The organism is Tenacibaculum retecalamus (assembly GCF_027941755.1).
Taxonomy (GTDB): Bacteria; Bacteroidota; Bacteroidia; order Flavobacteriales; family Flavobacteriaceae; genus Polaribacter; species Polaribacter haliotis_B.
In genome coordinates this window covers 548,831-572,913 of the sequence record NZ_CP115916.1, presented here as the reverse complement: position 1 = coordinate 572,913, position 24,083 = coordinate 548,831, and the positions used below count along the sequence as shown (strand labels likewise).

The window sequence follows — 24,083 nt, the reverse complement described above, 5'->3', positions numbered from 1 at the left end:
ATGGACAAAATAGTTTTAATTTGCAGGTTTTATAGCTCGCAGCATTTCTCTTTTTCCGGGAGGATCAGGCAAACGCTCAACAGTAAAACCGACAGCTTGCATTGCTCTACGCACACTTCCTTTTGCTGAATAAGTAACTAAGATTCCGTTTTCTTTTAAAGCTTCAAACATCCGTTTAAAGATATCTTCTGTCCATAAATCAGGTTGATGTTCTGCTCCGAATGCATCAAAATACACTAAATCAAATGCTTTTTTATCTTCTATATCTTTAAAAAACTGTTGACGTTTTGTTAAATAAAAGTTTTTAGTTATTTGATGTTTCTCTTCCCAAGATAGCGAATGCATCTTATCGAAAACTGCTTGTTTACTTGTTGCCTTTAACTCAACAACATAGTTCAACTTTGCAACCTCATCACATACTACTGGGTAGGCTTCTACACCTACATAATTAACTGTTTTATCACTTTCCAAAAAAGTGATAAAACAGTTTAAACCTGTACCAAAACCAATTTCTAAAATAGAAATTTCGGGTTTATTTTGTAACGATAACCCGCTTTTTATAAAAACATGATATGCTTCTTGTATTGCACCGTGTTTAGAATGATAGTGCTCATTCCAATCTGGTAAATGGATCGTTGTAGAACCATCGGACGTTATAATAATTTCTCTTTTAATAATCTATTAATTATTTCATTAACACTCCGTGTGCTAAAAAAGAAAATTCTTTTTTAGGTTCAGTAATTTTTTCAATTTCTTCTTTCGTTTTCCCTGCATCTTCAGCGTAATGGCGTAATTCATCAATAGGAGTTACTTTTACAAAAGCTTTACCTTCAATAATTACTTCTTTGCCTTGGCTATCTAATGGCATAAAAAAACCATAATCTTTAAATTTAACCATTGTTTTTTTATCCGCCGCAGGCAAAACCATCCAACATCCTTTTTTAGTACAAACCTCACCTATTTTAGAAGCAAACTTTACGTTTATCGTATCTCCAATTTTTAATCCATCAAATTTATCAGACATTTGAGTTTCAGAAAGCGCATTTGTACTTTCTATCTTTTCCCCAAATGAAGTAAATTCAATTTTTGGTGTTACATTTTCTTTCGTTTCTTCTTTCTTTTCTACTTTACAAGCAACCATTAGGAAGCTTAAAAACAGACCGTAAATCAGTATTCTTTTCATTATCAGTGTATTAAAATTAATATATAGCAAATATAATTATAATTTATGAAGTGCTTCTATTAACAAATCTTTATACAGCTACTTTTTGTACCTTTGTAACACTGATAAACCAGTATTTTATGGACTTAAATATTCAACAAGTAGCACAATCAAAAATTGATTCAGTAGATTTTAACAACCTAGCTTTTGGTCGCACTTTTACAGACCATATGTTTGTATGTGATTTCGCTGACGGTGAATGGAAAAACCCAACAATTAAGCCTTATGAGCCTATGCAGTTTGAGCCATCGGCTAGAGTTTTTCATTACGGACAGGCTGTTTTTGAAGGTATGAAAGCATTTAAAGATGATAATGATGCTGTTTTCTTGTTTAGACCTGAAGACAATCATACGAGAATAAATGTATCTGCAGAACGTTTAGCAATGCCCGCTGTACCTAAAGAGGTGTTTTTTGAAGGATTAGAGAAATTATTGAATTTAGATAAAGAATGGATCAAAAAAGGATTGGGAAATTCTCTTTACATACGTCCTTTTATTATTGCTACCGAAGGTGCTATTGCAGCTTCACCTGCTGAAGAATATAAATTTATTATTATTTGTTCACCTGCACAATCATATTATGCTGGTGAGGTTAGAGTATTGTTTGCTGAAGAATATAGTCGTTCTGCTAATGGTGGTGTTGGTTATGCAAAAGCTGCTGGTAATTATGCTGCTCAGTTTCACCCAACGCGCTTAGCCAACGAAAAAGGATTTCAACAAATAATTTGGACTGACGCCAATACGCATGAATATTTAGAAGAGGCAGGTACCATGAATATCTTTTTTAGAGTTGGTGATAAATTAATTACAACACCTACCAATGATCGTATTTTAGATGGAATTACCCGTAAATCTATCATTCAGCTTGCTGAAGATAATAATATAGCCATTGAAATTCGTAGAGTATCAGTAGCTGAAATTAAAGAAGCTGCTAGATTAGGGGATTTAAAAGAAATTTTTGGATCGGGTACTGCGGCGGTTATAAACCCAATTAAAGGTTTTAAACATCAAGAAGATGTTTTTGAATTACCAGAAATTAACGATTCATATGCAACTCTTTTCAAAGAAAAACTAGTGAATATACAATACAATAAGGCCGAAGACAAACATAACTGGAGGGTTAAAATTTAGGTTTCATCAAAAAAAAACTATCTTAGTCATTCAAAATAAGATATTTAAAAATTCTAAAGGGGGAAAATGAGAAATATTATACTTGCATTATTATCAATAATTATAGGGTTTGCTTTATCTTTATTTACTTTAAATACCTATTTAAAAGGTGCTAGTAAAAATGATAAATCTGAAGAAACAGTAACAAAAGAGGCTATAGTAACAAAAAAAGTCACTCCTGAAGTAAAAGAAATAGAAAAGCCTATTGAGGTTGAAAAACCAGTAGAAGTTGAGGAAGCAGCGACCAATGACACGGAAGAAAAAGAAGAATCAGCAATAAATACTGATAACGTTCAGGAAAGCTTTGAAAACTGGAACGCCTACAATAAACAAAATATCGATTTAATGTCTACTTTTATTCCTCTTGATAACAAAGGAGCAATAATGGACAAAGGTATCTTCTTAGTTTCATTACGTACAGGAGCTTATATTGCTATTAAGTCTATAAATGAAAAAAATGAGATTCAATATCAATTAACCAATATTGAAGATCCTACCAGTATTAAAATGAAAAAATCAATGGTCAGTAAAGCTACCATCGCTTATCAATATTTTAAAATGGAAGGAAAAAAACTTCCTCGTTATGATTTTGTAGATTTAGAAGGAACATCACATAATAAAGCAGATACAGAAGGTAAAATAATTGTTTTAAAATGTTGGTTTATTACTTGTAAAGTTTGTGTAGAAGAATTTCCACAATTAAATGCTTTAGTTGATAAATATAAAGATGATGATATTGAGTTTGTTAGTTTAGCTTTTGATGAAAAAGATAAACTGGTTGAATTTTTAAAAACAAAACCTTTTAAATACACTACTGTACCTAACCAGAAAAAGTACATGGCTAAGAAGTTAAAAGTAAAACAATATCCAACACACCTTATCGTAGATGCTAACGGAGTTATCCTTAAAATGGTTAACAATGTAAAAACCTTAACATCAGAATTAGAACGCGTTGTAGGTAAATAACTACCAAATATTATAAACAAAAAAGAGCCTCATTAACGAGGCTCTTTTTATTTGTCTAAAATCTCTTTTATATTTGGTTTAAAGTAATTTGATCCTTTTAATACCTTACCATCTTCACGATATATTGGTTTACCATCTTCACCCAACTTACTCATATTACTTCGCTGAATTTCATTAAAAACTTCTTCTATCTTATCTTGCATTCCGTGTTCGATAATCGTTCCACATAAAATATACAACATATCACCCAAGGCATCCGCAACCTCTACTAAATCGTTATTTTCTGCGGCTTCTAAATACTCTTCATTCTCTTCTTTCATCAACTCAAAACGCAGTTTTTTTCTGTCGTCAGAAATTGTTACTGTTGGTTTGTTTTGAATATTTAATTTAAACGCTGAATGAAACTCGTGTACTGCTTTTATTTTATTCTTCATCTGGTGTATTTTAATTTATATTTTATTCAAATAATTAGTTTAATCTTCTTCATTATAAAATCATTCTTTAACTTTGCTGAAAATATAATTTTATGTTTAATCTTATCGCTGCAAAAATGTTTACTCCTGGCAGAATTGTTTTTGCTTGTATATTCGTTATTGCTTTTATCATTTTAATGTTTTATAGCTATAAGAAAGATGCAAATAACAACAACAAACACTATAAAAATTCCGCTATTTATGTAGCCATAGGAATACTGAGTCTAATCATTCTTTTATTTCTTGCTAAATTTTTGATTAAAGGTTAAGCCATTTTTTCTACTTCACTTAATTTATCGTGATTTAGTATTGTGTAACCTTCCTTATCAAAATAAGAGGAAGCCGCATATTTCATATCTATTTCTAAATTAGAGAAATTATAAGATGTTGCTTGATATACATTTTGTCCAAAAGATTCTTCGTAATATTTAAGTAAAATATACACTTGCCCATCCATTTTTTTTATTTGTTCTGTTGTGTATTTAAATAACGGACTTTCATTACCTATTTCATGTACAACTGTCCAAATTGTTGGTAAGTACATTATACTATCTCTTTCTAGTTTTAGTTGATAAAATTCTCGTTTATACACCCCTTCTTTATTTTCTTCATTTAAAACCAAAGTAACTTTAATTTCAGGCTCAATCATTACCGTTTTTCGATTATTCATTAACCGAAACATTAACGCTTTATTTTCTTTAAAGTCTCTTAAAACTAAATTATCACTAAAACGGATGGCTGCTTTTGGTTTAGAAAATCGACCATATAACAATCCAGTAATAAAAGAAAAAGATAACAAACCTAACATAGCTTCAAAAGAAGCAACAATATTAGATGCTACACCATGCGGAGCAATACCACCATAACCTACTGTTGTTAATGTTTGTGCGCTAAAAAAGAAACCATTTAAAAAATCATATAAAAAAAATTCATCTGGCTGTGTAATTTCTTCAATACCTATTAAAGTATATAGGAGCCCGAAAAAAATGTTTAAAAAGGTATATCCTACAAATACTAAAAGAAAAAATTTAGTCCAAGACATCTCAACGAAATAGGTGTATAAATCATCTATATTAACGTTTTTGTTTACATGAATTACATTAGAACTTCCGTCTTTATTAATAAGTCCTCTACTGTTTTCTTGGGAATTATAACCCAATCCTGGATCTTTAATTTTTCTTGCCATTACATTATTTTACTTTGTAAAAATACAAAAACCGATTCTTTAATAAAGAATCGGTTTTTTATGAATGAATTAAACTATTTACTTAGTTTTTTACTGATAAAAAATTATAGTTTTTAGCGTAAAAATTCATTTGCTCTTCAAATGTTGTAGGCTGTGTAACTTTTACATTTGTAACATTACCTTCTTCATCTACTTCTGTTACTAAAACAGGGTTTACAAATCCGCTATAAGGAGCTGATGTAAATTTTTCATTACGATCTAAAACTTCTTTATGAATTGCCTGATCTACTTTAACACCGTAACCTTCAACTAATGCTTTAGCCGCTTCAAAATCTCCTTCAGATTTAATTCTTTGTGTTTCTTTTAATAAACGCCCAAAAATTTCACGAAGCTTCATATAATCGTTTACAACGAAATAAGTTTTACCATCTTTAGTAACTTTCTCTATTACATTTTCTTTTTGTCCTTGCTCGAAAGACCAAGCAGAAACCCATTGGCGATTTACCATATGATCTTCTTCAATATCATCTCCTAATTTAATACGAATTAATTGTGCCATTAATCCGTTTCTGATATAACCATCATAAGCCGCCTTACCAACTTTTTCCCAATCACTTACCAAGCCTAATTCTTGTAATTTAGGATCCATTAAATAATACAACCCTACTAAATCAGCCCTACCTTCTTCCATTGTAGATGCATAGTTTTTTAATGTTTCTTTTGGCTGCCCTACTCCTTCGTTTATAAGACCCGAAGCATGACCGATTACCTCGTGTAAAGCAGTGTGTAACTTATCCGCTAATTTCCCGTATTCAAGTTCTAATTTTACTTCTTCTTCACTATACGCAAACTCTTTTAATCTACCAGAACCACCAGCATTGTTGTAAGCGTCAATAATGTTTCCTAATGAAACTGATTTAGAACCGTGCTCTTGGCGAATCCAGTTATTGTTTGGTAAATTTACTCCAATTGGTGTACTTGGTGATGCATCACCAGCTTCACCTGCAACATTTACAGTTTTATAAGAAACTCCTACTACATTTTTCTTTTTATGCTTTTCATCTAACGGAGAATTATCTTCAAACCATTGTGCGTTATCAGATAAAACTTTCATCTTTTTAGACATATCGAAATCTTTTATTTGCACTACAGTCTCGTAAGAACCTCTATATCCTTTAGGATCATTATACACTTCTATAAAACCGTTTATCCAGTCGATATTTCCTTCTGTTGACGTAGCCCAAGAAATACAATATTTATCCCAAACATCTAAACTACCTGTTTTGTAGTACTCTATTAACAATCCTAAAGTTTCTCCTTGTTTTTCATTTTCTGCAACACCCTGAGCCTTCTCTAACCAATACACAATTTTATCGATTGCAGCTCCATACATTCCGCCCGATTTCCAAACTTTTTCTACTAATTTTCCGTTTTCACGAACTAATTTAGAGTTTAATCCAGCTTCTATCGGCTGCCCTTTTGGTCCTTTATATGCTGTTTTATAAAAAGTTTCAACATCTTTACTTGTAATATCTGTTCCGTAAAAATTAATTGCTGACGCTAAAACATTATCAACACCAGCTTTTTTATTTACCTTTTTGGCGTCCTTTTCATTAAAAACAACTTCTAATGCTTCTATAGATAAAGTAACGTTCACTTCTTTTAATAAACCAACTAAATAATCTTTAGAAAAAGCAGGCTTAATTTTATCGTTAGAATAATGGTGATGAATTCCGTTTGAAAACCAAACACGCTTTAAATAGGTAGTAAATTTTTTAAAGTCTTCTGAGTTTTTATCTCCTTTATAATTAGTGTTTACTTTCTCTAAAGCAGTTCTAATCTCTATATTATGACGGTAGTTTTGATCCCACATAATATCACGCCCTGATAAACCAGCTTGCGTTAAATAATACACTAACTTTTTTTCTTTTAACGTTAATTCCTCAAACCCCGGAATTTGATATCTTAAAACTTTTATATCCGCAAATTGCTCAACCTCATGGTTAAACTTCGCTTCAGTTTTTACTTCTTCTTTTGTTTCTTTAGCTTCTTTTTTATTATCCACTCCACAAGAAACCAATAAGCTAACTGCAGCAGCAGTATAAAGCATTTGTTTTAATTTCATTTTTATAGTTTTAAATTGATTTTTCAGTTGATAAATGTACAAATTTTAAATTTCGTTATATCTAAAACAATCGGTTGTATGATCATTAACCATACCAGTAGCCTGCATATAAGCATACATAACAGTAGAACCTACAAACTTGAATCCGCGCTTTTTTAAATCTTTTGATATTTTATCTGACAATGCTGTTGTTGCAGGTACGTCTTCTCGTTTATCGAAACGATTTTTAATTGGCTTACCATCAACAAAACCCCGAATATACTTCGAAAAAGAACCGAATTCTTTTTGAACTTCCATAAAAAGTTGCGCGTTAGAAATTGCCGATTTAATTTTTAATTTATTTCTTATAATTCCGCTATTCAATAGCAACTCATTATACTTATCTTCATTATAAGTTGCAATTTTTTTATAATCAAAATCATCAAACGCTTCTCTAAAATTTTCTCTTTTCTTTAAAATGGTAATCCAACTTAAACCAGCCTGAAAAGTTTCTAAAATCAAAAACTCAAATAAGGCTTTATCATCGTAAACAGGAACGCCCCACTCTTTATCGTGATACGCTATATATAACGGATCATCACTCACCCAAAAACATCTTTTCTTCATTTTCTTGTCTTTAAAGTTGAAAATTACTGTTAAACAAACTAAAAATCAATGAAAAACGGAATAATTTTTGCAACTTTATAGGTATCTAATTTACAGATTATGAAAACTTTAAAATATTTTTCGACAGTAATCATCTTAATAATTTTCTTTTACGCTTGTGGATCTTCATCTATAAAAAATAAAACTACCGTAAAAGAAGAACCTGTTGTTATTAAAAATGACAGCTTAGAGTATGAAATTACAATTATTGATATTGGTTTTACGACTTATTTAAACACCATTGCAAGATCGCCAGGATTTCATTCGCAATTTTATTTAGAAAATAAAAACCGAAGATATGTTTCTGTATGGAATTCTAGAGTTAACAACCCTATTAATTTTAACACCAACATTTACGAGAACATCATCGACTATAACCAAAATGTTAATTACGGCTACGACGTAAACTACAAACTTTTTAATTATTTTGAGTTTGCACAACGTAAATACCGAATGACTTTACGCTAAAAAATAAATAACTTTGTAAAATGTATATTTGCCAAAAAATTAACAGTACAATATGAAGTTTTTACGAAATTTACTCGCATCAATCCTTGGTTTTTTTATAGCCATCTTTTTAATCTTTGCCTTTTTTATTGCCATCGCCTCTATTGTTGGCTCTGATGAAGAAATTGTCGTAAAATCGAATTCTGTTTTAGAATTAGATTTATCAGCAACCGTAAAAGATTACGCTCCTAAAGACGATAATCCGTTAGCCGAAATTTTAGAGTTAACTGATGAAAAGCTAGCTTTAAACAAAATAATTAACGCTATCGAAAATGCTAAAACAGATAGTAACATTAAAGGAATCAGTATTAAAACAGCATTAGTAAACGCTGGTGTAGCACAAACGCAAGCCATCAGAAATAAAATTGAAGAATTTAAAGAGAGTGGTAAATTTGTGTATGCCTACAACGATGTATATTCACAAAAGAACTATTATTTAAGTTCGGTTGCCGATAGTTTATTCTTAAATCCTGTTGGTGCTATTGATTTTAAAGGTTTGTCTACCGAAGTTTTATATTATAAAGATTTTGAAGATAAATACGGAATTAAAATGGAAGTGATTCGTCACGGAAAATACAAAAGTGCGGTTGAGCCGTACTTAACGAATAAAATGAGTGATGCTAACCGCGAGCAAACTACTTCGCTTTTAAAATCTATCTGGTCAGAAATTACAGACGATATTAGCAAAAGTAGAAACATAACTACCGAGCAATTAAATTTAATTGCTGATAATGCCAATGGTAGAAACGCAATAATTGCTAAAGATCATAAATTAATTGATGCTATTATTTATGAAGATGAATACGAAGCAAAACTAGCCTTAAATGCTGATAAAAAAATAAACACAATCTCTTTAGCTGATTATATTAAATCTGGAAAAGGACGAATTTCTTCTACGTCAAAAAATAAGATTGCTGTAATTTATGCACAAGGAGAAATAATGTATGCTGAAGGAAATGAAAATATTATTGGTCAAGGAATTATAAACAAAGCATTACGAAAAGCAAGAAAAGACAAAAATGTAAAAGCAATTGTTTTACGTGTTAATTCACCAGGAGGTAGCGCTTTAGCTTCTGAATTAATTTGGCGTGAGTTAGAATTGACAAAAAAAGAAAAACCGTTAATAGTTTCTATGGGTAACGTAGCCGCTTCTGGTGGATATTATATTGCTTGTAATGCTGATAAAATATTAGCAGAACCTACCACAATTACCGGTTCTATTGGTGTTTTTGGTGCTATTCCGAATTTTAACAAATTTGCAGACAACATTGGTATTAATGCTGAACAAGTATCTACAAACAACAATCCTAACTATAGTATTTTTGAACCTATGGATAAAAAATTCTATGACGTTACCAAAGAAGGTGTCGAACAAATCTATACTACTTTTGTAAACCGCGTTGCAACTGGTCGTAACATGACTTTCGAACAAGTAAACGAAATCGCTCAGGGTAGAGTTTGGACAGGTAAAGAAGCGCTTGAAAATGGTTTAGTTGACAAATTAGGTAACCTAAATGATGCTATTAAAATTGCAGCTGAATTAGCCAAAGTAGAAACATATAAGGTTCGTAATTATCCTAATTACAAAAAAGATTTAAAAGAAGCTTTTAGCTTTTCTCCTTTTGCTAAAGTATCGAAAGAAGATATTTTAAAAGAAACATTAGGTGATGAAAATTACCAACTATACAACAACATCAATCAAATGAAAAAATTAAAAGGAATTCAAGCAAGAATGCCTTACATACTTCAAATAAAATAAGCAAAATAAAAAAGCCTTGACAATGTCAAGGCTTTTTTATTATAAATAATTTATAATCGTTTTATAAACCGAAACTCTCTTTTACTTTCGCTACATAATCTAACTTTTCCCAAGTAAATGTTTCTACTTCTCGCTCAACAGTTTCTCCCATTGGGTTAGAAAATGTTACCGTTTTCTTTTCTGATTTTCTTCCCATGTGCCCATAAGCAGCAGTTTCAGAATAAATAGGTGACCTAAGTTTTAAACGTTGCTCGATAAAGTATGGACGCATATCAAAAATAGTTTCTACTATTTTACTAATCTCACCATCTGTTTTATCGATCGTTGCAGTACCATATGTTTCTACATTAATACTTGTTGGCTTTGCAACACCAATAGCATAAGAAACTTGCACTAAAACTTCTTTACATAATCCTGCAGCAACTAAATTTTTTGCAATATGACGTGTTGCATAGGCTCCAGAACGATCTACTTTAGAAGGATCTTTTCCTGAAAATGCTCCACCACCGTGTGCTCCTTTTCCACCATAAGTATCTACAATAATTTTACGTCCTGTTAAACCAGTATCTCCATGAGGACCTCCAATTACAAAAACTCCTGTTGGGTTAATGTGGTACGTAATACTATCTGTAAATAACTTCTGGATACTAGCAGGTAATTTAGCTACAACTCTTGGTATTAAAATAGAAACAATATCAGACTTTATTTTAGCTAACATTACAGCATCATTCTCATCAAAATCGTCATGTTGTGTAGAAATAACAATCGCATCAATTCTTTGCGGTACATTATCATCAGAATACTCAATAGTTACTTGAGATTTCGCATCTGGTCGTAAATAAGTAATATCGCTATTCTCTCTGCGCAACTCAGCTAACTCAATTAACAAACGATGAGATAATTCTAACGCCAATGGCATATAGTTTTCAGTTTCATCGGTTGCATAACCAAACATCATTCCTTGATCACCTGCTCCTTGATCTTCTGGATTTGCTCTTACAACACCTTGATTAATATCTGGTGATTGCTCATGAATTGCAGAAAAAACACCACAAGAACTACCATCAAACATATACTCACTTTTGGTATATCCTATCTTGTTAATTACATCTCTTGCAATTTGTTGAACATCTAAATATGTTTTAGATTTCACTTCTCCTGCCAACACTACCTGACCTGTAGTTACTAATGTTTCACAAGCAACTTTCGATGTAGGATCAAAAGCTAAAAAATTATCGATTAAAGCATCAGAGATCTGATCCGCTATCTTATCCGGGTGTCCTTCAGAAACACTTTCAGAAGTAAATAAATATGACATAAAAATTCTTTTTAAAAATTAAATAAAAGAAAAACTTGGATTGCTTGGTCGCGTAAAGGAGTAGATAATTACTGCTTTAGCATTTTATTTATGAACTCGCGTTCAAAGAGGTTGCAATCAGTCAAATTTTTCCTCAAAATTATATTGCAAAGTTATACATTATTTAACACACAGAAAAACAAACGGGTAAAGAAATAGAAACTATTGATACAATGATAATAAAAAGTAATTTTCGTAAAATTGTTTTGGTGAAATATTTGATTACTTTTGTAGTGTACAAATAAGACATTAACCTAAATAAAACAGAATAAAATGGCATTAGAAATTACAGATGCAAACTTCGAGGAAGTAGTATTAAAATCAGACAAACCAGTATTAGTTGATTTTTGGGCAGCTTGGTGTGGACCTTGTAGAATGGTTAGGCCAATTGTAGATGAAATTCATACTGAATATGAGGGAAAAGCTGTAGTAGGCAAAGTAGATGTTGATAACAATCAAGAATTTGCGGCTAAATACGGTGTAAGAAATATACCTACTGTTTTAGTATTTAAAAACGGTGAAGTTGTAGACAAGCAAGTTGGTGCAGCTCCTAAAAAAGCATATACTGATAAAATTGATGCTGCTATATAAACAGCACATTTATAATATATCATTGAAAAGGTTTGGCTAACGCTAAACCTTTTTTTATTTTCGAAAGATATATGATTGATTTAAATAACACTTCATCAGAAATAAGAAACTTAGAGTTACTTGCCAAACAAGTTGTTGAAGGTTTTATTACAGGGATACATAAAAGTCCGTTTCACGGATTCTCTGTAGAGTTTTCAGAACACAAACTATATAATAAAGGAGAAAGCACTCGCCATATAGATTGGAAGTTATTTGCTAAGACCGAAAAACTATATATTAAGAAGTACGAAGAGGAGACAAATTTACGTTGTCATTTAATTATAGACAATTCCGCCTCTATGCACTACCCTATTCTAAAAACCCAGTCGGTACACAATTTAAACAAAATTGGTTTTGCTGCAGTTGCCGCTGCATCATTAATGGAAATTTTAAAAAAGCAACGAGATGCCGTAGGTTTAAGTATTTATTCTGATACTTACGAATACTATGCTCCAGAAAAAGGAAGCGAACGTCACCGTAAGATGTTATTAAATCAATTAGAAAGTTTACTTACCACAAATTCTAAAGCAACAACAGAAACCTATAAGTATTTGCATGAAATTGCAGAAAAAATTCATAGACGTTCTTTAATTTTTCTTTTTACGGATATGTTTCAAACATCAAAAGACGAAGAAGTACTTTTCGACGCATTAAGACACTTAAAATTTAACAAACATGAGGTGATATTGTTTCATACTTATGATAAAAAAACAGAATTTTTATTCGATTTTGATAATAAACCTAAAAAATTTATTGACGTAGAGACAGGAGAAGAAATAAATTTACATGCCGAAAACATTCAAGAAAACTACACAGAGTTAAGCTCTAAATTCTTCAATAATCTAAAAAACAAATGCTTACAATATAAAATAGATTACATACCTGTTGATATTAATGAAGGCTATAATAAGATACTAACTGCTTACCTTGTTAGCAGACAAAAAAAACATAATTAATCTCTTTTTTATTTAAAAAAAGGTTCTATATTTGCAACCGCTTAGAGCAATTAGCAACGGTCTGGTAGTTCAGCTGGTTAGAATACCTGCCTGTCACGCAGGGGGTCGCGGGTTCGAGTCCCGTCCAGACCGCAAAATTATCTAAGCAATAATTATAGTACAATGCTACAAGCAACGGTCTGGTAGTTCAGCTGGTTAGAATACCTGCCTGTCACGCAGGGGGTCGCGGGTTCGAGTCCCGTCCAGACCGCAAAAAGCTTCTCATTTATTTGAGAAGCTTTTTTAATTTTAAAAACACCCTACACCGCATTCCCAATTACAACTTAATTTACCTCCTTCTTAAAAATTAAAAACTAAATATTTAGTTACTAGCTTCAATCCTTTTATTATATTAGCATGCTTTTAGTATTTTGATGTCTACTAAAAACAGCTTAAAAAAGCACATCAATAATAATATAAAAAAAATAAAATGAAGAAAATTTTATTATTGGCTTTATGCATTGCCTTCAATTACAATGCTATAGCCCAGAGTATTAATTTAGAAACGCCTTTACCAGAAGAGCAAAGTATTAAAAAAGGTGTTTTAGAAAACGGACTAACTTACTACATTCACAAAACTACCGTTACTAAAAATGTTGCTAGTTATTACATCATACAAAATGTAGGTTCTGTTTTAGAAAAAGATAATCAGCAAGGATTAGCTCACTTCTTAGAGCACATGGCTTTTAACGGAACTAAAGACTTCCCTGGAAAAGGAATTTTAGATAAAATGCAAGAACACGGACTTGTATTTGGTAGAGATATTAATGCATACACATCTTTCGATGAAACTGTTTATAATGTAAATAATATCCCTACAACACCTGAATTGATAGATACTGGTTTATCTATACTACATAACTGGTCTAACTATTTATCTTTAACTGAAAAAGAAATTGATTCAGAAAGAGGCGTTGTTAAGGAAGAGTGGAGAACTCGCCAAAACGGTGGTATGCGTGTATTACAGCAAAATATTGGTACAATGTTTAACAACTCTATTTATTCTAAACGTTTACCTATTGGTAAAATGGATGTCATAGAAGGTTTTAAATATAAAGCTTTACGAGATTTTTATCATGACTGGTACAGAACAGATTTACAAGCCATTGCAATTATTGGTGATGTAAATGTTGATGAAATTGAAGCTAAAATTAAAAAATTATTTTCAACTATACCTGCTGTAAAAAACCCTATCAAACGTACTGAGGTTCGTATTTCAGACAATGAAGAACTTATTTATGATATGGGAATGGACAAAGAAGTAACTTCTTCTAGTATTTCTTTCGGTATCCGTCACAACAAGTCTTTAAAAAATGAAACTATTGCCGATTTAAAAGAAAGCCTTTTAAACGGTATGGCAACATCGATTATTTCTACAAGATTAAACGAAATCAACCAAAAACCAGATTCGCCTCTTTTATTTGCTTCTGTTCGTTACGGTAGTCTTTCTAGATTAAACAATGAGTTTAGTGCTCGTATTGTACCAAAACCAAACATGCAACATAAAGCATTCGAATTGGTAATTTCTGAAATTAATAGAGCTGTTAAATTCGGGTTTACAAAAGCTGAAATAAGTAGAATTATTGCTCAGTATACAAGTTCTTACGAAAACCAAATTGCAGGTTTCGGAAATAGAAGTCATGGTCAGATAGTAAGAGGAATTCAAACTAATTACTTAGAGAATTCTCATATTACAGACATCAAAAAGGAATTTGAAATTGCTAAAGTAATTTTTGGTCAATTAACTCAAAAAGAATTGTTAACTCAAATTCAAAAATTATATCTTAAAAACAACAGATCTATTGTTGTTACAGGAGTTAAAGGAAACAAGAATATAACAAAAGCAGCAGCTCTTAAAATCATTACTACTATTGAGAATGATAAAACATTAAAAGGATACGCTGAAGAAACAAATGTAAAACCTTTAATGTCGGGTGTTAATTTAGTTACTGGTTCTATTACTTCTGAAGAAGAGAATAAAGAAATTGGTTCAACTATATTTACATTAAGTAACGGAATTCAGGTTCACTACAAATTTGTTGACAAAAACAAGAATGATGTAAATTTAAGCGCTGTTAGTTATGGAGGTCAATCTTTATTAGATGAAGAAGACTTACCGTCAACAGTATTATTAGGCAACGTTATTCAAATGTCTGGTTTAGGTGAATTTTCAGCAGTTGATTTACCAAAAGTACTTGCTGGTAAAAAAGCAAGTTCTAGAACAAGTGTTGGTAACACCTCTGAAAGCGTATCAGGATCTTCTTCTACAAAAGATGTTGAAACAATGATGCAATTAGTAAACTTACGTTTTACAAAACCTCGTTTTGATGAGACTTCTTACAAAGTATTAATGCAACAAGTAGAAGCTTTTTTAATTAGAAAGAGCGAGCAACTTCAATCTAAGATGCAAGATAGTGTAACAACTATTTTATACGGAAAAAATCACCCTACAGAACGTTTATTTGATAAAAAATTAATGTCTGAAATGTCTTTTGATAAAATGAAGACTATTTATACAAGTAGATTTGGAAACGCTGGAGATTTTAAATTCTTTATCGTAGGAGATGTAAGTAAAGAAACTATCAAACCTTTATTAGAAAAGTATATTGCTAGCATACCTACAACTAATGAAAGAGAAGAGTGGAAAGACAATTCAGTAGATTGGATTAACAATAAAATTGATAAGGATGTATTTTTAGAAATGAAAGATCCTAAAACCTCTGTTCGTGTAGTGATTAAAAACGACATGAAATACTCTTTAAAAAACTCAATTTTAATGAGAGCTATAGGAGACGTGTTACAATTACGTTACACAGAATCTTTAAGAGAAGAAGAAGGAGGAACTTATGGTGCTAGAACTAGAGGTTCTATTTCTAGAAGACCTACTCAAGAAGCTACAATATCTGTAAATTTTGATTGTAATCCTGACTTAGCTGAAAAGTTAATCGCAATTGTTCATAAAGAAATTAAAGCACTAGAAAGTGGTGATATTAAACAAGCTGACTTAGATAAAACTCTTGCTAACTTCCTAAAAGCTAGAGAAGAAAGTAAAAACTACAATAGATTTGAAATGAGTTTATTAAAAAACGCTGTATTAGAAGGATATAATATGAATGATCCTAAAAACTATGAAGATATTGTAAAATCAATAACCATTAAAGATTTAAAAAACATCACAAAGAAGTTATTGAAAAATAGCAAATCTTACGAAATTGTTTTTAAACCTAAAAAGTAAAAAATAATTATTTTATAAAAAGCTTCTCATTTATGAGGAGCTTTTTTAGTTTTATATCGGCTCATTTATACTACTTATAGCTTTACATAATCCGTTTATCTAAAGATTTTACTTTTTAAGTAAATTAAATTTGTTTTTGACAATTTAATTTCTAGATTTGTCTTTTATAACAACAACAACAGTTACAATGACATTACAAAACATTTGGCAAGGTTTCTATTTTTACTTTTATTTTTTTAATAAGAGCTGAGACTTTGTACCATATTGTTAACCAACAAATATAAATTATAAAGTCTCGATATATCGAGGCTTTTTTTTGATTAAAAATGAAACAAATTATAGCAATTCAAGGAGCAGAAGGATCTAATCATCATAAAGTTGCTCGCGATTTTTACGGTACAACAATTCAATTAAAAGAATGTATGTCTTTTGATGTTTTGGTAGATAGCTTATTAAATAAAACAGCTACTATTGGCATTATGGCGCTAGAAAACACAATTGCTGGCTCTATAATTCCAAACTACGCTTTAATTGATAAAAACAATTTACACATCATTGGAGAAGAATATTTAAATATTCACCATCATTTAATGGCACTTCCTAATCAACAAATTGAAGACATTAAAGAAGTTTGTTCACATCCAATGGCATTATTACAATGCAAAGAATTCTTTAAAAAATATCCGCATATAAAATTAGTAGAAGATGTAGATACTGCCGAAGTTGCTAAAAGAATTTCAACAAATAAATTAAAAGGAGTTGCCGCAATTGCTCCAAAAATTGCTGCTGATATTTTTAACTTACATATTATTGAAGATGAAATTCAAACTATAAAAGACAACGCTACACGATTTGTAATTATACAAACAACGGCTCCTGATAACGGAATAGACCGAATAAACAAAGCTTCTATAAAATTTCAATTAGATCATAAAAGAGGAAGTTTAGCCGCTATTTTAAATGTATTGAGCGACTGCAAAATGAATTTAACAAAAATACAATCGCTACCGGTAATAGAATCACCATGGAAATATTCATTCTTTGTTGATGTTACTTTTAATGATTATAAAGACTACCAAAAAGCAATTGCTATAATAAAAATCATGGCATTAGAAACAAAAGTATTAGGAACCTACAAAAACGGAAGAAAATGATTCAGCCTGCAAAAAGATTAGAAACCGTTCAGGAATACTATTTCTCTAAAAAACTAAGAGAAGTTAGAGCGTTAGCTGCTGCCGGAAAACCAATAATTAATATCGGAATTGGAAGCCCAGATTTACAACCACCAACTAAAGTAATTGACGCAATTCAACAAAGCTTTAACCATGCCGTTGCTCATAAATACCAAAGTTACCAAGGCTTACCTGAGTTAAGAAATGCGATTAGCAAATTCTACCTACAACAGTTTAAAGTTGCTTTGAATCCTGAAAACGAGATACTTCCTTTAATGGGCAGTAAAGAAGGTGTGATGCATATTTCTATGGCTTTTTTAAATGAAGGTGATAAAGTTTTAATTCCAAATCCGGGGTACCCAACTTATACTTCTGTCACAAAATTAATAGGTGCCGAACCTATTTTTTATAATTTAAGTGATACAGATAATTGGCAACCAGATTTTGAGGAATTAGAAAAGTTAGATTTAGCTGATGTAAAAATTATGTGGGTAAATTATCCGCATATGCCAACAGGAGTAAACGCAACTATAGCAACTTTTAAAAAACTAATTGCATTCGGAAAAAAACATCAAATTTTAATTGTAAACGATAATCCGTATAGTTTTATTTTAAATGATAAACCTCTTAGTATTTTACAAATTGATGGCGCTAAAGAAACTGCTTTAGAATTAAACTCATTAAGTAAAACCTTTAATATGGCCGGTTGGCGAGTTGGTATGGTTTTAGGAAATGCTAATTTTATTGAATCAATTTTAAAGGTAAAAAGCAATATGGATTCTGGTATGTTTTACGGAATTCAAAAAGGAGCAATTGAAGCCTTGCAACTATCTGATGATTGGTTTTCAGAGCAAAATAAAATTTATGAAGAACGCAGAAATTTAGTATTTAAACTAGCAGATAAATTAAACTGTACTTACAATAAAAACTCAACAGGATTATTTGTTTGGGCAAAAATTCCTGAAGGAAAAACATCCGAAGGAATTGCTGATGAAATTTTATATCAAAAAGATATTTTTATCGCTCCCGGAACCGTTTTTGGTTCTCAAGGAGAAGGCTATATTCGATTTTCATTATGTGTATCAACAGAAACGATTAAAGCAGCAATCAATAGAATTTAAAACAGCATTCTGAATCTATTTTCAGAAGCACATCAAAAAGACAAAAAAAATGAACGTATTTGTAATCGGTGTTGGTTTAATTGGCGGAAGCATGGTTTTAGATATTCAAAGAGAATATCCTGAAGCTGTTATTTACGGAATTGACACTAACGAAGAGCATTTAAAAAAAGCGTTAGAAATTGGTGTAATTCAACAAAAAGCAACATTTAACGATTTAAAAAAAGCGGCTATTGTAATTATTTCTGTCCCTGTTGATGTTCAGCTAGAAATACTTCCTAAAATATTAGATGCAATTTCTGATACTTGCTTAGTTTTAGATGTAGGCTCTACAAAAGCTCAAGTTTGTAAAGTTGTTAAAAATCATCCGAAGAGAAGAAATTTTTTAGCAACCCACCCTATTGCAGGAACCGAATTTTCAGGACCAACAGCTGCTCATGAAAATTTATTTCAACAAAAAACAAATATCATTTGTGAGGTGGAAAAAACAGCTTTTAAACTGCAAGAAATTGCTTTAGAAATATTTTCGAAATTAGGAATGCGTATTCGATATATGGATGCAGAATCGCACGATAAACATATTGCTTACGTATCACATTTATCACACATCAGTGCATTTATGTTAGGTAAAACTGTCATCAATAAAGAAAAAAATGAACGCGATATTTTTGACATGGCAGGCTCTGGCTTTGCCTCTACCGTTCGTTTAGCAAAAAGTTCGCCCGCCATGTGGACACCTATTTTTAAACAAAATAAAGAGAATGTAATTGAAACACTTGATGAATATATTAATAATTTACAGCAATTTAAAAAACTGCTATTACAAGACGATTTTGCTGAAATTTATAATGAAATGGAAAGTACAAATCACATAAAAAAAATATTAAACGGAATAAAATAAAACCAAAATAGCTGTAATTTTGAGTACTTTTTAAAACTGTAATTTTATTACTATCAAAAACTAAAGAGCAACTTACTAAGAAAACGGCACAAATAATTAAAAGATGGAAAACAAAAAAGAATTAAGAACATGGTTAAACGACATGAAACTGGCACATCCATTAGTAATTGCCGAGCCATGTAGTGCCGAAACCGAAGAACAAGTTTTAAAAATTGCACACGAATTAAAAGATACTGACACCAATTATTTTCGTGCCGGAATTTGGAAACCAAGAACACGTCCAGGTAATTTTGAAGGTGTTGGTGCTTTAGGTTTAAAATGGTTGCAAAAAGTTAAGGAAGAAACTGGTATGAAAACCTGTACCGAAGTTGCCAATGCTGCCCACGTAAAATTAGCTTTAGAGCACGATATCGATTTACTATGGATCGGAGCACGATCTACCGTTTCTCCTTTTATCATGCAAGAAATTGCTGATGCTTTGCAAGGAACCGATAAAATTGTTTTGGTTAAAAACCCTGTAAATCCCGATTTAGCCTTATGGTTAGGCGGAATTGAAAGATTATACAACGCAGGTATAAAAAATTTAGGTGCAATTCATAGAGGTTTTTCTACCTACGAAAAATCAAAATATAGGAATATTCCAGAATGGCAAATTGCCATTGAATTTCAAAATAAATTTCCTGATCTACCTTTAATTTGCGACCCTTCACATATTACGGGTAACAGAGATATGATTTTTGATGTTTCGCAAACTGCCTTAGATTTAAATTTTGATGGATTAATGATTGAAACACATTTCGATCCTGAAAATGCTTGGTCAGACGCTGCTCAACAAGTAACACCAAATACCTTGAAAAAAATTACCGAAGATCTTAAAATCCGTAAAGAAACCGAAACCGACTCTTCTTACAGAGAATCTTTAGATAATTTAAGAGCTCAAATAAATGTAGTTGATGATCAGCTTATCGAAATGATGAGTAAAAGAATGAAGGTTGCTGATAAAATCGGACTTTTAAAGAAAGAGAAAAATGTGGCCGTTTTACAATCTAGACGTTGGAATGAAATTTTAGGGAAAATGATTTTAGAAGGTGAAACAAGAGGTTTAAGTGAAGAATTTGTTTTAAAAATGTTTAAGGCAATTCACCAAGAATCTATCAATCATCAAGAAAAAATTATTAAAGGATAGTTTTACTCTTCTTTATATTATAAACACACAAATTACCTATCTAAAATAAAAAAAGCGCCAATTGGCGCTTTTTTTATTTTTTTAACCTCTTAAAAATATATCTTGTAATAAAAATACCGTTTTTATCTCCTTTTCCCCCATAACTTTCAACACCTGAATTTACAAAAGCTAAATCCCAGCCTTCCTCAACCATTGTATTTATCTTAGAACTAATTACAGCATCATTTGCTACAATATTTTGAAATCGTATACCTCCTAAATTAAAAAAGTTTAACAATTTTGTTTCATCAAAATTCTTAACTCTAATCTCTGAACGATCAGATTTATTTCTTTTGTCTTTTTCTTTTTCACTTGATCTAGTAGATGTAAAACTTTTATAATCTCTATTTTCGTTTGACGAAAGTAATCTTGACCTTCCTAATCCATTTGGAATAGTTGACTCAACACTAGTGATTACTTTATACTCGTATTTTTGTGCGTTTACTGAAACTACACCTAGTAATAAAAAAGCAATTGATAGCAATAAATTTTTCATAGTAATTATTTATTTTTAAAATTAAGAAGCGAATATACATTTTTAATTTAGAAATTTCTCATCTTTGTTTTATATGACAGGAACGGTTTATAAATCTACAGGAAGTTGGTATTTGGTAAAGTATGAAGAGGTTTTATACAAATGCCGAATTAAAGGAAAATTCCGTTTAAAAGGTATCAAAAGTACCAATCCAATTGCTGTTGGCGACAAGGTTGATTTTGACCTTGAAACTAAAAACAATGAAGAAACTGGAGTTATTACAGAAATTCACGAACGTGATAACTTTATTGTTCGTAAATCTGTTAACTTATCGAAGCAAACACATATTATTGCTTCTAACATCGATCAGGTTTTTTTATTAATTACCATCAACAATCCACCTACTTTTACCACTTTTATCGATCGCTTTTTGGTATCAACAAGAGCCTATCGAATTGACACTATTTTAGTATTTAACAAAATAGATTCTTACGAAATAGAAGAACGCGGAGAGATTTTATATTTAAAAGACATTTACGAAACTATTGGTTATACCTGTATAGAAGTATCTGCCAAAGAAAACACAAATGTAGAGCTGATTAAAAAAATGATGCTCGAAAAAACATCGATGTTTGTTGGGCATTCGGGAGTAGGAAAAACAACTTTAGTAAATGCAATTGATGCTTCTTTAAATTTAAAAACCAAAGAAATTTCTGATCAACATAATCAAGGAAAACACACCACTACATTTGCTGAAATGTTCGATTTAAATCTCGAAAACTCACAAGATGCAAGAATTATTGATACTCCGGGTATTAAAGGTTTTGGTGTTGTTGATATTGATAAAGAAGAATTAGGCGATTATTTTCCAGAGTTTTTTGCGTTAAAACAAGATTGTAAATTCAATAATTGTATTCACGTAAACGAGCCAAAATGTGCTGTAAAAGATGCTTTAGAAGAAGATACTGTTTCATGGTCTCGCTATAAAAGTTATTTACAAATTTTAGAAGGAGAAGAAGAACATTACCGTACTGATATTTGGGAAAAAGATCAAGAATAAATGAAAGCTGTTATTCAAAGAGTATCTAAAGCAAGCGTGACTATTGAAGGTGAAAAAGTTGCTGATGTTAAAAGTGGATTACTTATTCTTTTAGGGATTACGAATGATGATACGAAAGAAGATATTGATTGGTTGTCTAAAAAAATAAACAATCTTCGTATTTTTAATGATGCTAATGGCGTTATGAATAAATCGTTAATCGACAGTTTAGGAGATGCTATTATTGTAAGTCAGTTTACGCTACAAGCCTCCACTAAAAAAGGCAATCGCCCAAGTTATATGAAAGCTGCAAAACCAGAAATTGCAATCCCTTTATATAAAGAATTCATACATCAGTTTGAAAAAGATTTAGGTAAAAAAGTACAAACAGGTGAGTTTGGTGCCGATATGAAAGTAGAATTATTAAACGACGGTCCTGTTACTATTATTATTGATACTAAAGATAAGGTATAAAAACGTTGATTATGAAACTTATCAACGTACATACGCATCGTAAATCTTATAACAATTCAACGATCTCAATTTTAAATTGTGAACCTAACTCAATAGATTTTAGCATTCCTTTTTCTGTCGGAATTCATCCGTGGAATATTATCAAGGAAAAAATTGATTCCGAAATTAATTTTATCGAACAACAATTACAACTTGAAAATTGTTTTGCTATTGGCGAATGTGGTTTGGATAAGTTATGTAAAACGGATTATGAACTTCAATTAAAGGTCTTTAAAAAACAGATTCATTTATCAGAAAAATATCAAAAACCATTAATCATACATTGTGTAAAATCATTTGAAGAGATATTTCATTTAAAAAAGACACTAAAACCTCAACAAAAATGGATTATTCATGGTTTTAACAAAAACAGTCAAGTAGCTTTATCCCTAATAAAAAATGGTTATTTTTTATCCTTCGGAAAAGCATTAACTACTGCTGCTAAATTGCAAAAAACGTTTAAAGAGGTTTCTTTAGATGCTGTTTTTTTAGAAACTGATTCCGATGAAATTGATATTAGTGCTATTTACCAAAAAGCAGCTTCAATAAAAGAGCTAAAAACTGAAGAATTAACAAGGAGAATACATCAAAATTTTAATACGATATTTATAAAATGAGTTGGTTAGAGAGAACGGAATTATTAATTCAGAAAGAAGGAATTGAAAAACTACAGAATTCAAATATTTTAATTGTTGGTTTAGGTGGCGTTGGTTCTTTTGCAGCCGAATTTATTGCAAGAGCTGGTGTTGGCAAAATGACAATTGTGGATGGAGATGCTTTTGATGAAACAAATATAAACAGACAATTACCCGCTTTAAAAAGCACCATAGGTAAATCGAAAGTAACTGTAATAGCAGACAGAATTAAAGACATAAACCCTGAAATAGAATTAAAGGTATTGGAAGAGTTTTTATCGCCAGATAGAGCTTTTGAAATAGTAAATAAAGAATACGATTATGTTTTAGATTGTATTGATAGTATTACGCCTAAAATTAATTTAATTGTTGCGGCTAGAAGAAAAAAAGTAAAACTAATTAGTGCAATGGGTGCCGGCGGAAAATTAGATGCAAGCAAGGTGGTTGTTAAGGATATTAGCAAAACTAAAAACTGCAAAATGGCACGCGCACTAAAAAAGAGGTTAAAAGAACTAAATGTTAACAAAGGTGTAATGGCAGTTTATTCTGAAGAAGTTCAAATACCTGAAAGTTTACAACTTACAAACGGTGTTAATTTTAAAAAATCTTTTTACGGTACTATTAGTTATATGCCTGCTGCTTTTGGATTGCAAGCAAGTTCATTTGTTATAAATAAAATTTTAACAAAAAAATAATCTCCACGGAAACTATTTTTTAATTATATTTGTTCTAAATA

23 protein-coding genes and 2 tRNA genes are annotated in these 24,083 nt (G+C 30.9%); 17 read left to right on the top strand and 8 right to left on the bottom strand.

The genetic code is table 11. The features are described from left to right. Positions 1 to 15: 15 nt before the first annotated feature. Positions 16 to 675, bottom strand: a complete 660-nt coding sequence (gene mnmD / locus PG912_RS02805; RefSeq protein WP_275689002.1) for a tRNA (5-methylaminomethyl-2-thiouridine)(34)-methyltransferase MnmD — start codon at positions 673 to 675, stop codon at positions 16 to 18. A gap of 10 nt (positions 676 to 685) precedes the next feature. Next, positions 686 to 1,183 carry a DUF4920 domain-containing protein gene (locus PG912_RS02800; protein WP_275688395.1) on the bottom strand — a complete coding sequence of 166 codons (498 nt, stop codon included), beginning with the start codon at positions 1,181 to 1,183 and terminating at the stop codon, positions 686 to 688. 119 nt (positions 1,184 to 1,302) lie between these two features. On the opposite strand from PG912_RS02800, the gene PG912_RS02795 reads away from it, so the two are divergent. Together PG912_RS02795 and PG912_RS02790 are read left to right on the top strand one after the other, a co-directional pair. Next, a complete protein-coding gene (locus tag PG912_RS02795; protein WP_275688394.1) occupies positions 1,303 to 2,352 on the top strand; it encodes a branched-chain amino acid aminotransferase in 1,050 nt (349 codons plus the stop codon). A 66-nt stretch (positions 2,353 to 2,418) separates the two neighbouring features. Continuing rightward, the gene (locus tag PG912_RS02790; protein WP_275688393.1) at positions 2,419 to 3,357 is read left to right on the top strand and encodes a TlpA family protein disulfide reductase; all 939 of its coding nucleotides are present in this window, start codon (positions 2,419 to 2,421) and stop codon (positions 3,355 to 3,357) included. 47 nt (positions 3,358 to 3,404) lie between these two features. Here the strand turns inward: PG912_RS02790 and PG912_RS02785 are convergent, their stop codons facing one another. The 4 genes from PG912_RS02785 to PG912_RS02770 form a co-directional block, all read right to left on the bottom strand. Beyond that, the gene (locus PG912_RS02785) at positions 3,405 to 3,791 is read right to left on the bottom strand and encodes a nucleoside triphosphate pyrophosphohydrolase family protein (RefSeq protein ID WP_275688392.1); all 387 of its coding nucleotides are present in this window, start codon (positions 3,789 to 3,791) and stop codon (positions 3,405 to 3,407) included. 304 nt (positions 3,792 to 4,095) lie between these two features. Next, on the bottom strand, positions 4,096 to 5,016 hold the full coding sequence (locus PG912_RS02780; protein WP_275688391.1) for an ion channel: 921 nt from the start codon (positions 5,014 to 5,016) through the stop codon (positions 4,096 to 4,098). 82 nt (positions 5,017 to 5,098) lie between these two features. Continuing rightward, a complete protein-coding gene (locus PG912_RS02775) occupies positions 5,099 to 7,141 on the bottom strand; it encodes a dipeptidyl-peptidase 3 family protein (protein ID WP_275688390.1) in 2,043 nt (680 codons plus the stop codon). 45 nt (positions 7,142 to 7,186) lie between these two features. Next, positions 7,187 to 7,747 carry a DNA-3-methyladenine glycosylase I gene (locus PG912_RS02770; RefSeq protein ID WP_275688389.1) on the bottom strand — a complete coding sequence of 187 codons (561 nt, stop codon included), beginning with the start codon at positions 7,745 to 7,747 and terminating at the stop codon, positions 7,187 to 7,189. A gap of 99 nt (positions 7,748 to 7,846) precedes the next feature. Between PG912_RS02770 and PG912_RS02765 the strand changes: the two genes are divergently transcribed. Beyond that, entirely contained in the window at positions 7,847 to 8,254 is a 408-nt protein-coding gene (locus PG912_RS02765; RefSeq protein ID WP_275688388.1) for a DUF6146 family protein, read from the top strand. Between the two features lie 52 nt (positions 8,255 to 8,306). After that, positions 8,307 to 10,052 (top strand): signal peptide peptidase SppA, encoded by a 1,746-nt coding sequence (gene sppA / locus PG912_RS02760; protein WP_275688387.1) that lies wholly within the window; start codon positions 8,307 to 8,309, stop codon positions 10,050 to 10,052. Between the two features lie 61 nt (positions 10,053 to 10,113). On the opposite strand, the gene metK is transcribed toward sppA, so the two are convergent. Further along, positions 10,114 to 11,370, bottom strand: a complete 1,257-nt coding sequence (gene metK, locus PG912_RS02755; RefSeq protein ID WP_275688386.1) for a methionine adenosyltransferase — start codon at positions 11,368 to 11,370, stop codon at positions 10,114 to 10,116. A gap of 312 nt (positions 11,371 to 11,682) precedes the next feature. On the opposite strand from metK, the gene trxA reads away from it, so the two are divergent. The 9 genes from trxA (at position 11,683) to PG912_RS02710 (ending at position 20,646) form a co-directional block, all read left to right on the top strand. Further along, positions 11,683 to 12,000 (top strand): thioredoxin, encoded by a 318-nt coding sequence (gene trxA / locus PG912_RS02750; protein WP_275688385.1) that lies wholly within the window; start codon positions 11,683 to 11,685, stop codon positions 11,998 to 12,000. Between the two features lie 71 nt (positions 12,001 to 12,071). Further along, on the top strand, positions 12,072 to 12,995 hold the full coding sequence (locus PG912_RS02745; protein ID WP_275689001.1) for a DUF58 domain-containing protein: 924 nt from the start codon (positions 12,072 to 12,074) through the stop codon (positions 12,993 to 12,995). Between the two features lie 58 nt (positions 12,996 to 13,053). Then, a tRNA-Asp gene (locus tag PG912_RS02740) sits at positions 13,054 to 13,127 on the top strand. Between the two features lie 44 nt (positions 13,128 to 13,171). Next, a tRNA-Asp gene (locus PG912_RS02735) sits at positions 13,172 to 13,245 on the top strand. A gap of 219 nt (positions 13,246 to 13,464) precedes the next feature. Next, a complete protein-coding gene (locus PG912_RS02730; protein WP_275688384.1) occupies positions 13,465 to 16,269 on the top strand; it encodes a M16 family metallopeptidase in 2,805 nt (934 codons plus the stop codon). Positions 16,270 to 16,595: 326 nt separating this feature from the next. Next, the gene (locus PG912_RS02725; protein ID WP_260586311.1) at positions 16,596 to 17,423 is read left to right on the top strand and encodes a prephenate dehydratase; all 828 of its coding nucleotides are present in this window, start codon (positions 16,596 to 16,598) and stop codon (positions 17,421 to 17,423) included. Next, positions 17,420 to 18,562, top strand: coding sequence for a pyridoxal phosphate-dependent aminotransferase (locus PG912_RS02720; protein ID WP_275688383.1), 1,143 nt, complete (start codon positions 17,420 to 17,422; stop codon positions 18,560 to 18,562). Before PG912_RS02725 ends, PG912_RS02720 begins: the two co-directional genes overlap by 4 nt. A 49-nt stretch (positions 18,563 to 18,611) precedes the next feature. After that, positions 18,612 to 19,460 carry a prephenate dehydrogenase gene (locus PG912_RS02715; RefSeq protein ID WP_275688382.1) on the top strand — a complete coding sequence of 283 codons (849 nt, stop codon included), beginning with the start codon at positions 18,612 to 18,614 and terminating at the stop codon, positions 19,458 to 19,460. A gap of 103 nt (positions 19,461 to 19,563) precedes the next feature. Continuing rightward, entirely contained in the window at positions 19,564 to 20,646 is a 1,083-nt protein-coding gene (locus tag PG912_RS02710; protein WP_275688381.1) for a bifunctional 3-deoxy-7-phosphoheptulonate synthase/chorismate mutase type II, read from the top strand. Positions 20,647 to 20,719: 73 nt separating this feature from the next. Here PG912_RS02710 and PG912_RS02705 read toward each other — a convergent pair whose 3' ends face one another. After that, on the bottom strand, positions 20,720 to 21,169 hold the full coding sequence (locus tag PG912_RS02705) for a hypothetical protein (protein ID WP_408648411.1): 450 nt from the start codon (positions 21,167 to 21,169) through the stop codon (positions 20,720 to 20,722). 85 nt (positions 21,170 to 21,254) lie between these two features. On the opposite strand from PG912_RS02705, the gene rsgA reads away from it, so the two are divergent. Genes rsgA through PG912_RS02685 form a run of 4 tightly spaced genes read left to right on the top strand, consistent with a single transcriptional unit; the run spans position 21,255 to position 24,042 of the window. Then, positions 21,255 to 22,220, top strand: coding sequence for a ribosome small subunit-dependent GTPase A (gene rsgA / locus PG912_RS02700; RefSeq protein ID WP_275688379.1), 966 nt, complete (start codon positions 21,255 to 21,257; stop codon positions 22,218 to 22,220). Further along, positions 22,221 to 22,673: a D-aminoacyl-tRNA deacylase gene (gene dtd, locus PG912_RS02695; protein WP_275688378.1), complete on the top strand. Its 453-nt coding sequence runs from the start codon at positions 22,221 to 22,223 to the stop codon at positions 22,671 to 22,673. Positions 22,674 to 22,684: 11 nt separating this feature from the next. Next, on the top strand, positions 22,685 to 23,329 hold the full coding sequence (locus PG912_RS02690) for a TatD family hydrolase (RefSeq protein ID WP_275688377.1): 645 nt from the start codon (positions 22,685 to 22,687) through the stop codon (positions 23,327 to 23,329). Beyond that, positions 23,326 to 24,042: a tRNA threonylcarbamoyladenosine dehydratase gene (locus PG912_RS02685; protein ID WP_275688376.1), complete on the top strand. Its 717-nt coding sequence runs from the start codon at positions 23,326 to 23,328 to the stop codon at positions 24,040 to 24,042. Before PG912_RS02690 ends, PG912_RS02685 begins: the two co-directional genes overlap by 4 nt. The last annotated feature ends 41 nt before the right edge of the window (positions 24,043 to 24,083 follow it).

Bases quoted from the DNA above. Each gene is read 5' to 3' on its own strand.
- PG912_RS02800 (WP_275688395.1), bottom strand. From the start codon at position 1,183: ATGAAAAGAATACTGATTTACGGTCTGTTTTTAAGCTTCCTAATGGTT.
- PG912_RS02795 (WP_275688394.1), top strand. From the start codon at position 1,303: ATGGACTTAAATATTCAACAAGTAGCACAATCAAAAATTGATTCAGTA.
- PG912_RS02790 (WP_275688393.1), top strand. From the start codon at position 2,419: ATGAGAAATATTATACTTGCATTATTATCAATAATTATAGGGTTTGCT.
- PG912_RS02785 (WP_275688392.1), bottom strand. From the start codon at position 3,791: ATGAAGAATAAAATAAAAGCAGTACACGAGTTTCATTCAGCGTTTAAA.
- PG912_RS02780 (WP_275688391.1), bottom strand. From the start codon at position 5,016: ATGGCAAGAAAAATTAAAGATCCAGGATTGGGTTATAATTCCCAAGAA.
- PG912_RS02775 (WP_275688390.1), bottom strand. From the start codon at position 7,141: ATGAAATTAAAACAAATGCTTTATACTGCTGCTGCAGTTAGCTTATTG.
- PG912_RS02770 (WP_275688389.1), bottom strand. From the start codon at position 7,747: ATGAAGAAAAGATGTTTTTGGGTGAGTGATGATCCGTTATATATAGCG.
- PG912_RS02765 (WP_275688388.1), top strand. From the start codon at position 7,847: ATGAAAACTTTAAAATATTTTTCGACAGTAATCATCTTAATAATTTTC.
- sppA (WP_275688387.1), top strand. From the start codon at position 8,307: ATGAAGTTTTTACGAAATTTACTCGCATCAATCCTTGGTTTTTTTATA.
- metK (WP_275688386.1), bottom strand. From the start codon at position 11,370: ATGTCATATTTATTTACTTCTGAAAGTGTTTCTGAAGGACACCCGGAT.
- trxA (WP_275688385.1), top strand. From the start codon at position 11,683: ATGGCATTAGAAATTACAGATGCAAACTTCGAGGAAGTAGTATTAAAA.
- PG912_RS02745 (WP_275689001.1), top strand. From the start codon at position 12,072: ATGATTGATTTAAATAACACTTCATCAGAAATAAGAAACTTAGAGTTA.
- PG912_RS02730 (WP_275688384.1), top strand. From the start codon at position 13,465: ATGAAGAAAATTTTATTATTGGCTTTATGCATTGCCTTCAATTACAAT.
- PG912_RS02725 (WP_260586311.1), top strand. From the start codon at position 16,596: ATGAAACAAATTATAGCAATTCAAGGAGCAGAAGGATCTAATCATCAT.
- PG912_RS02720 (WP_275688383.1), top strand. From the start codon at position 17,420: ATGATTCAGCCTGCAAAAAGATTAGAAACCGTTCAGGAATACTATTTC.
- PG912_RS02715 (WP_275688382.1), top strand. From the start codon at position 18,612: ATGAACGTATTTGTAATCGGTGTTGGTTTAATTGGCGGAAGCATGGTT.
- PG912_RS02710 (WP_275688381.1), top strand. From the start codon at position 19,564: ATGGAAAACAAAAAAGAATTAAGAACATGGTTAAACGACATGAAACTG.
- rsgA (WP_275688379.1), top strand. From the start codon at position 21,255: ATGACAGGAACGGTTTATAAATCTACAGGAAGTTGGTATTTGGTAAAG.
- dtd (WP_275688378.1), top strand. From the start codon at position 22,221: ATGAAAGCTGTTATTCAAAGAGTATCTAAAGCAAGCGTGACTATTGAA.
- PG912_RS02690 (WP_275688377.1), top strand. From the start codon at position 22,685: ATGAAACTTATCAACGTACATACGCATCGTAAATCTTATAACAATTCA.
- PG912_RS02685 (WP_275688376.1), top strand. From the start codon at position 23,326: ATGAGTTGGTTAGAGAGAACGGAATTATTAATTCAGAAAGAAGGAATT.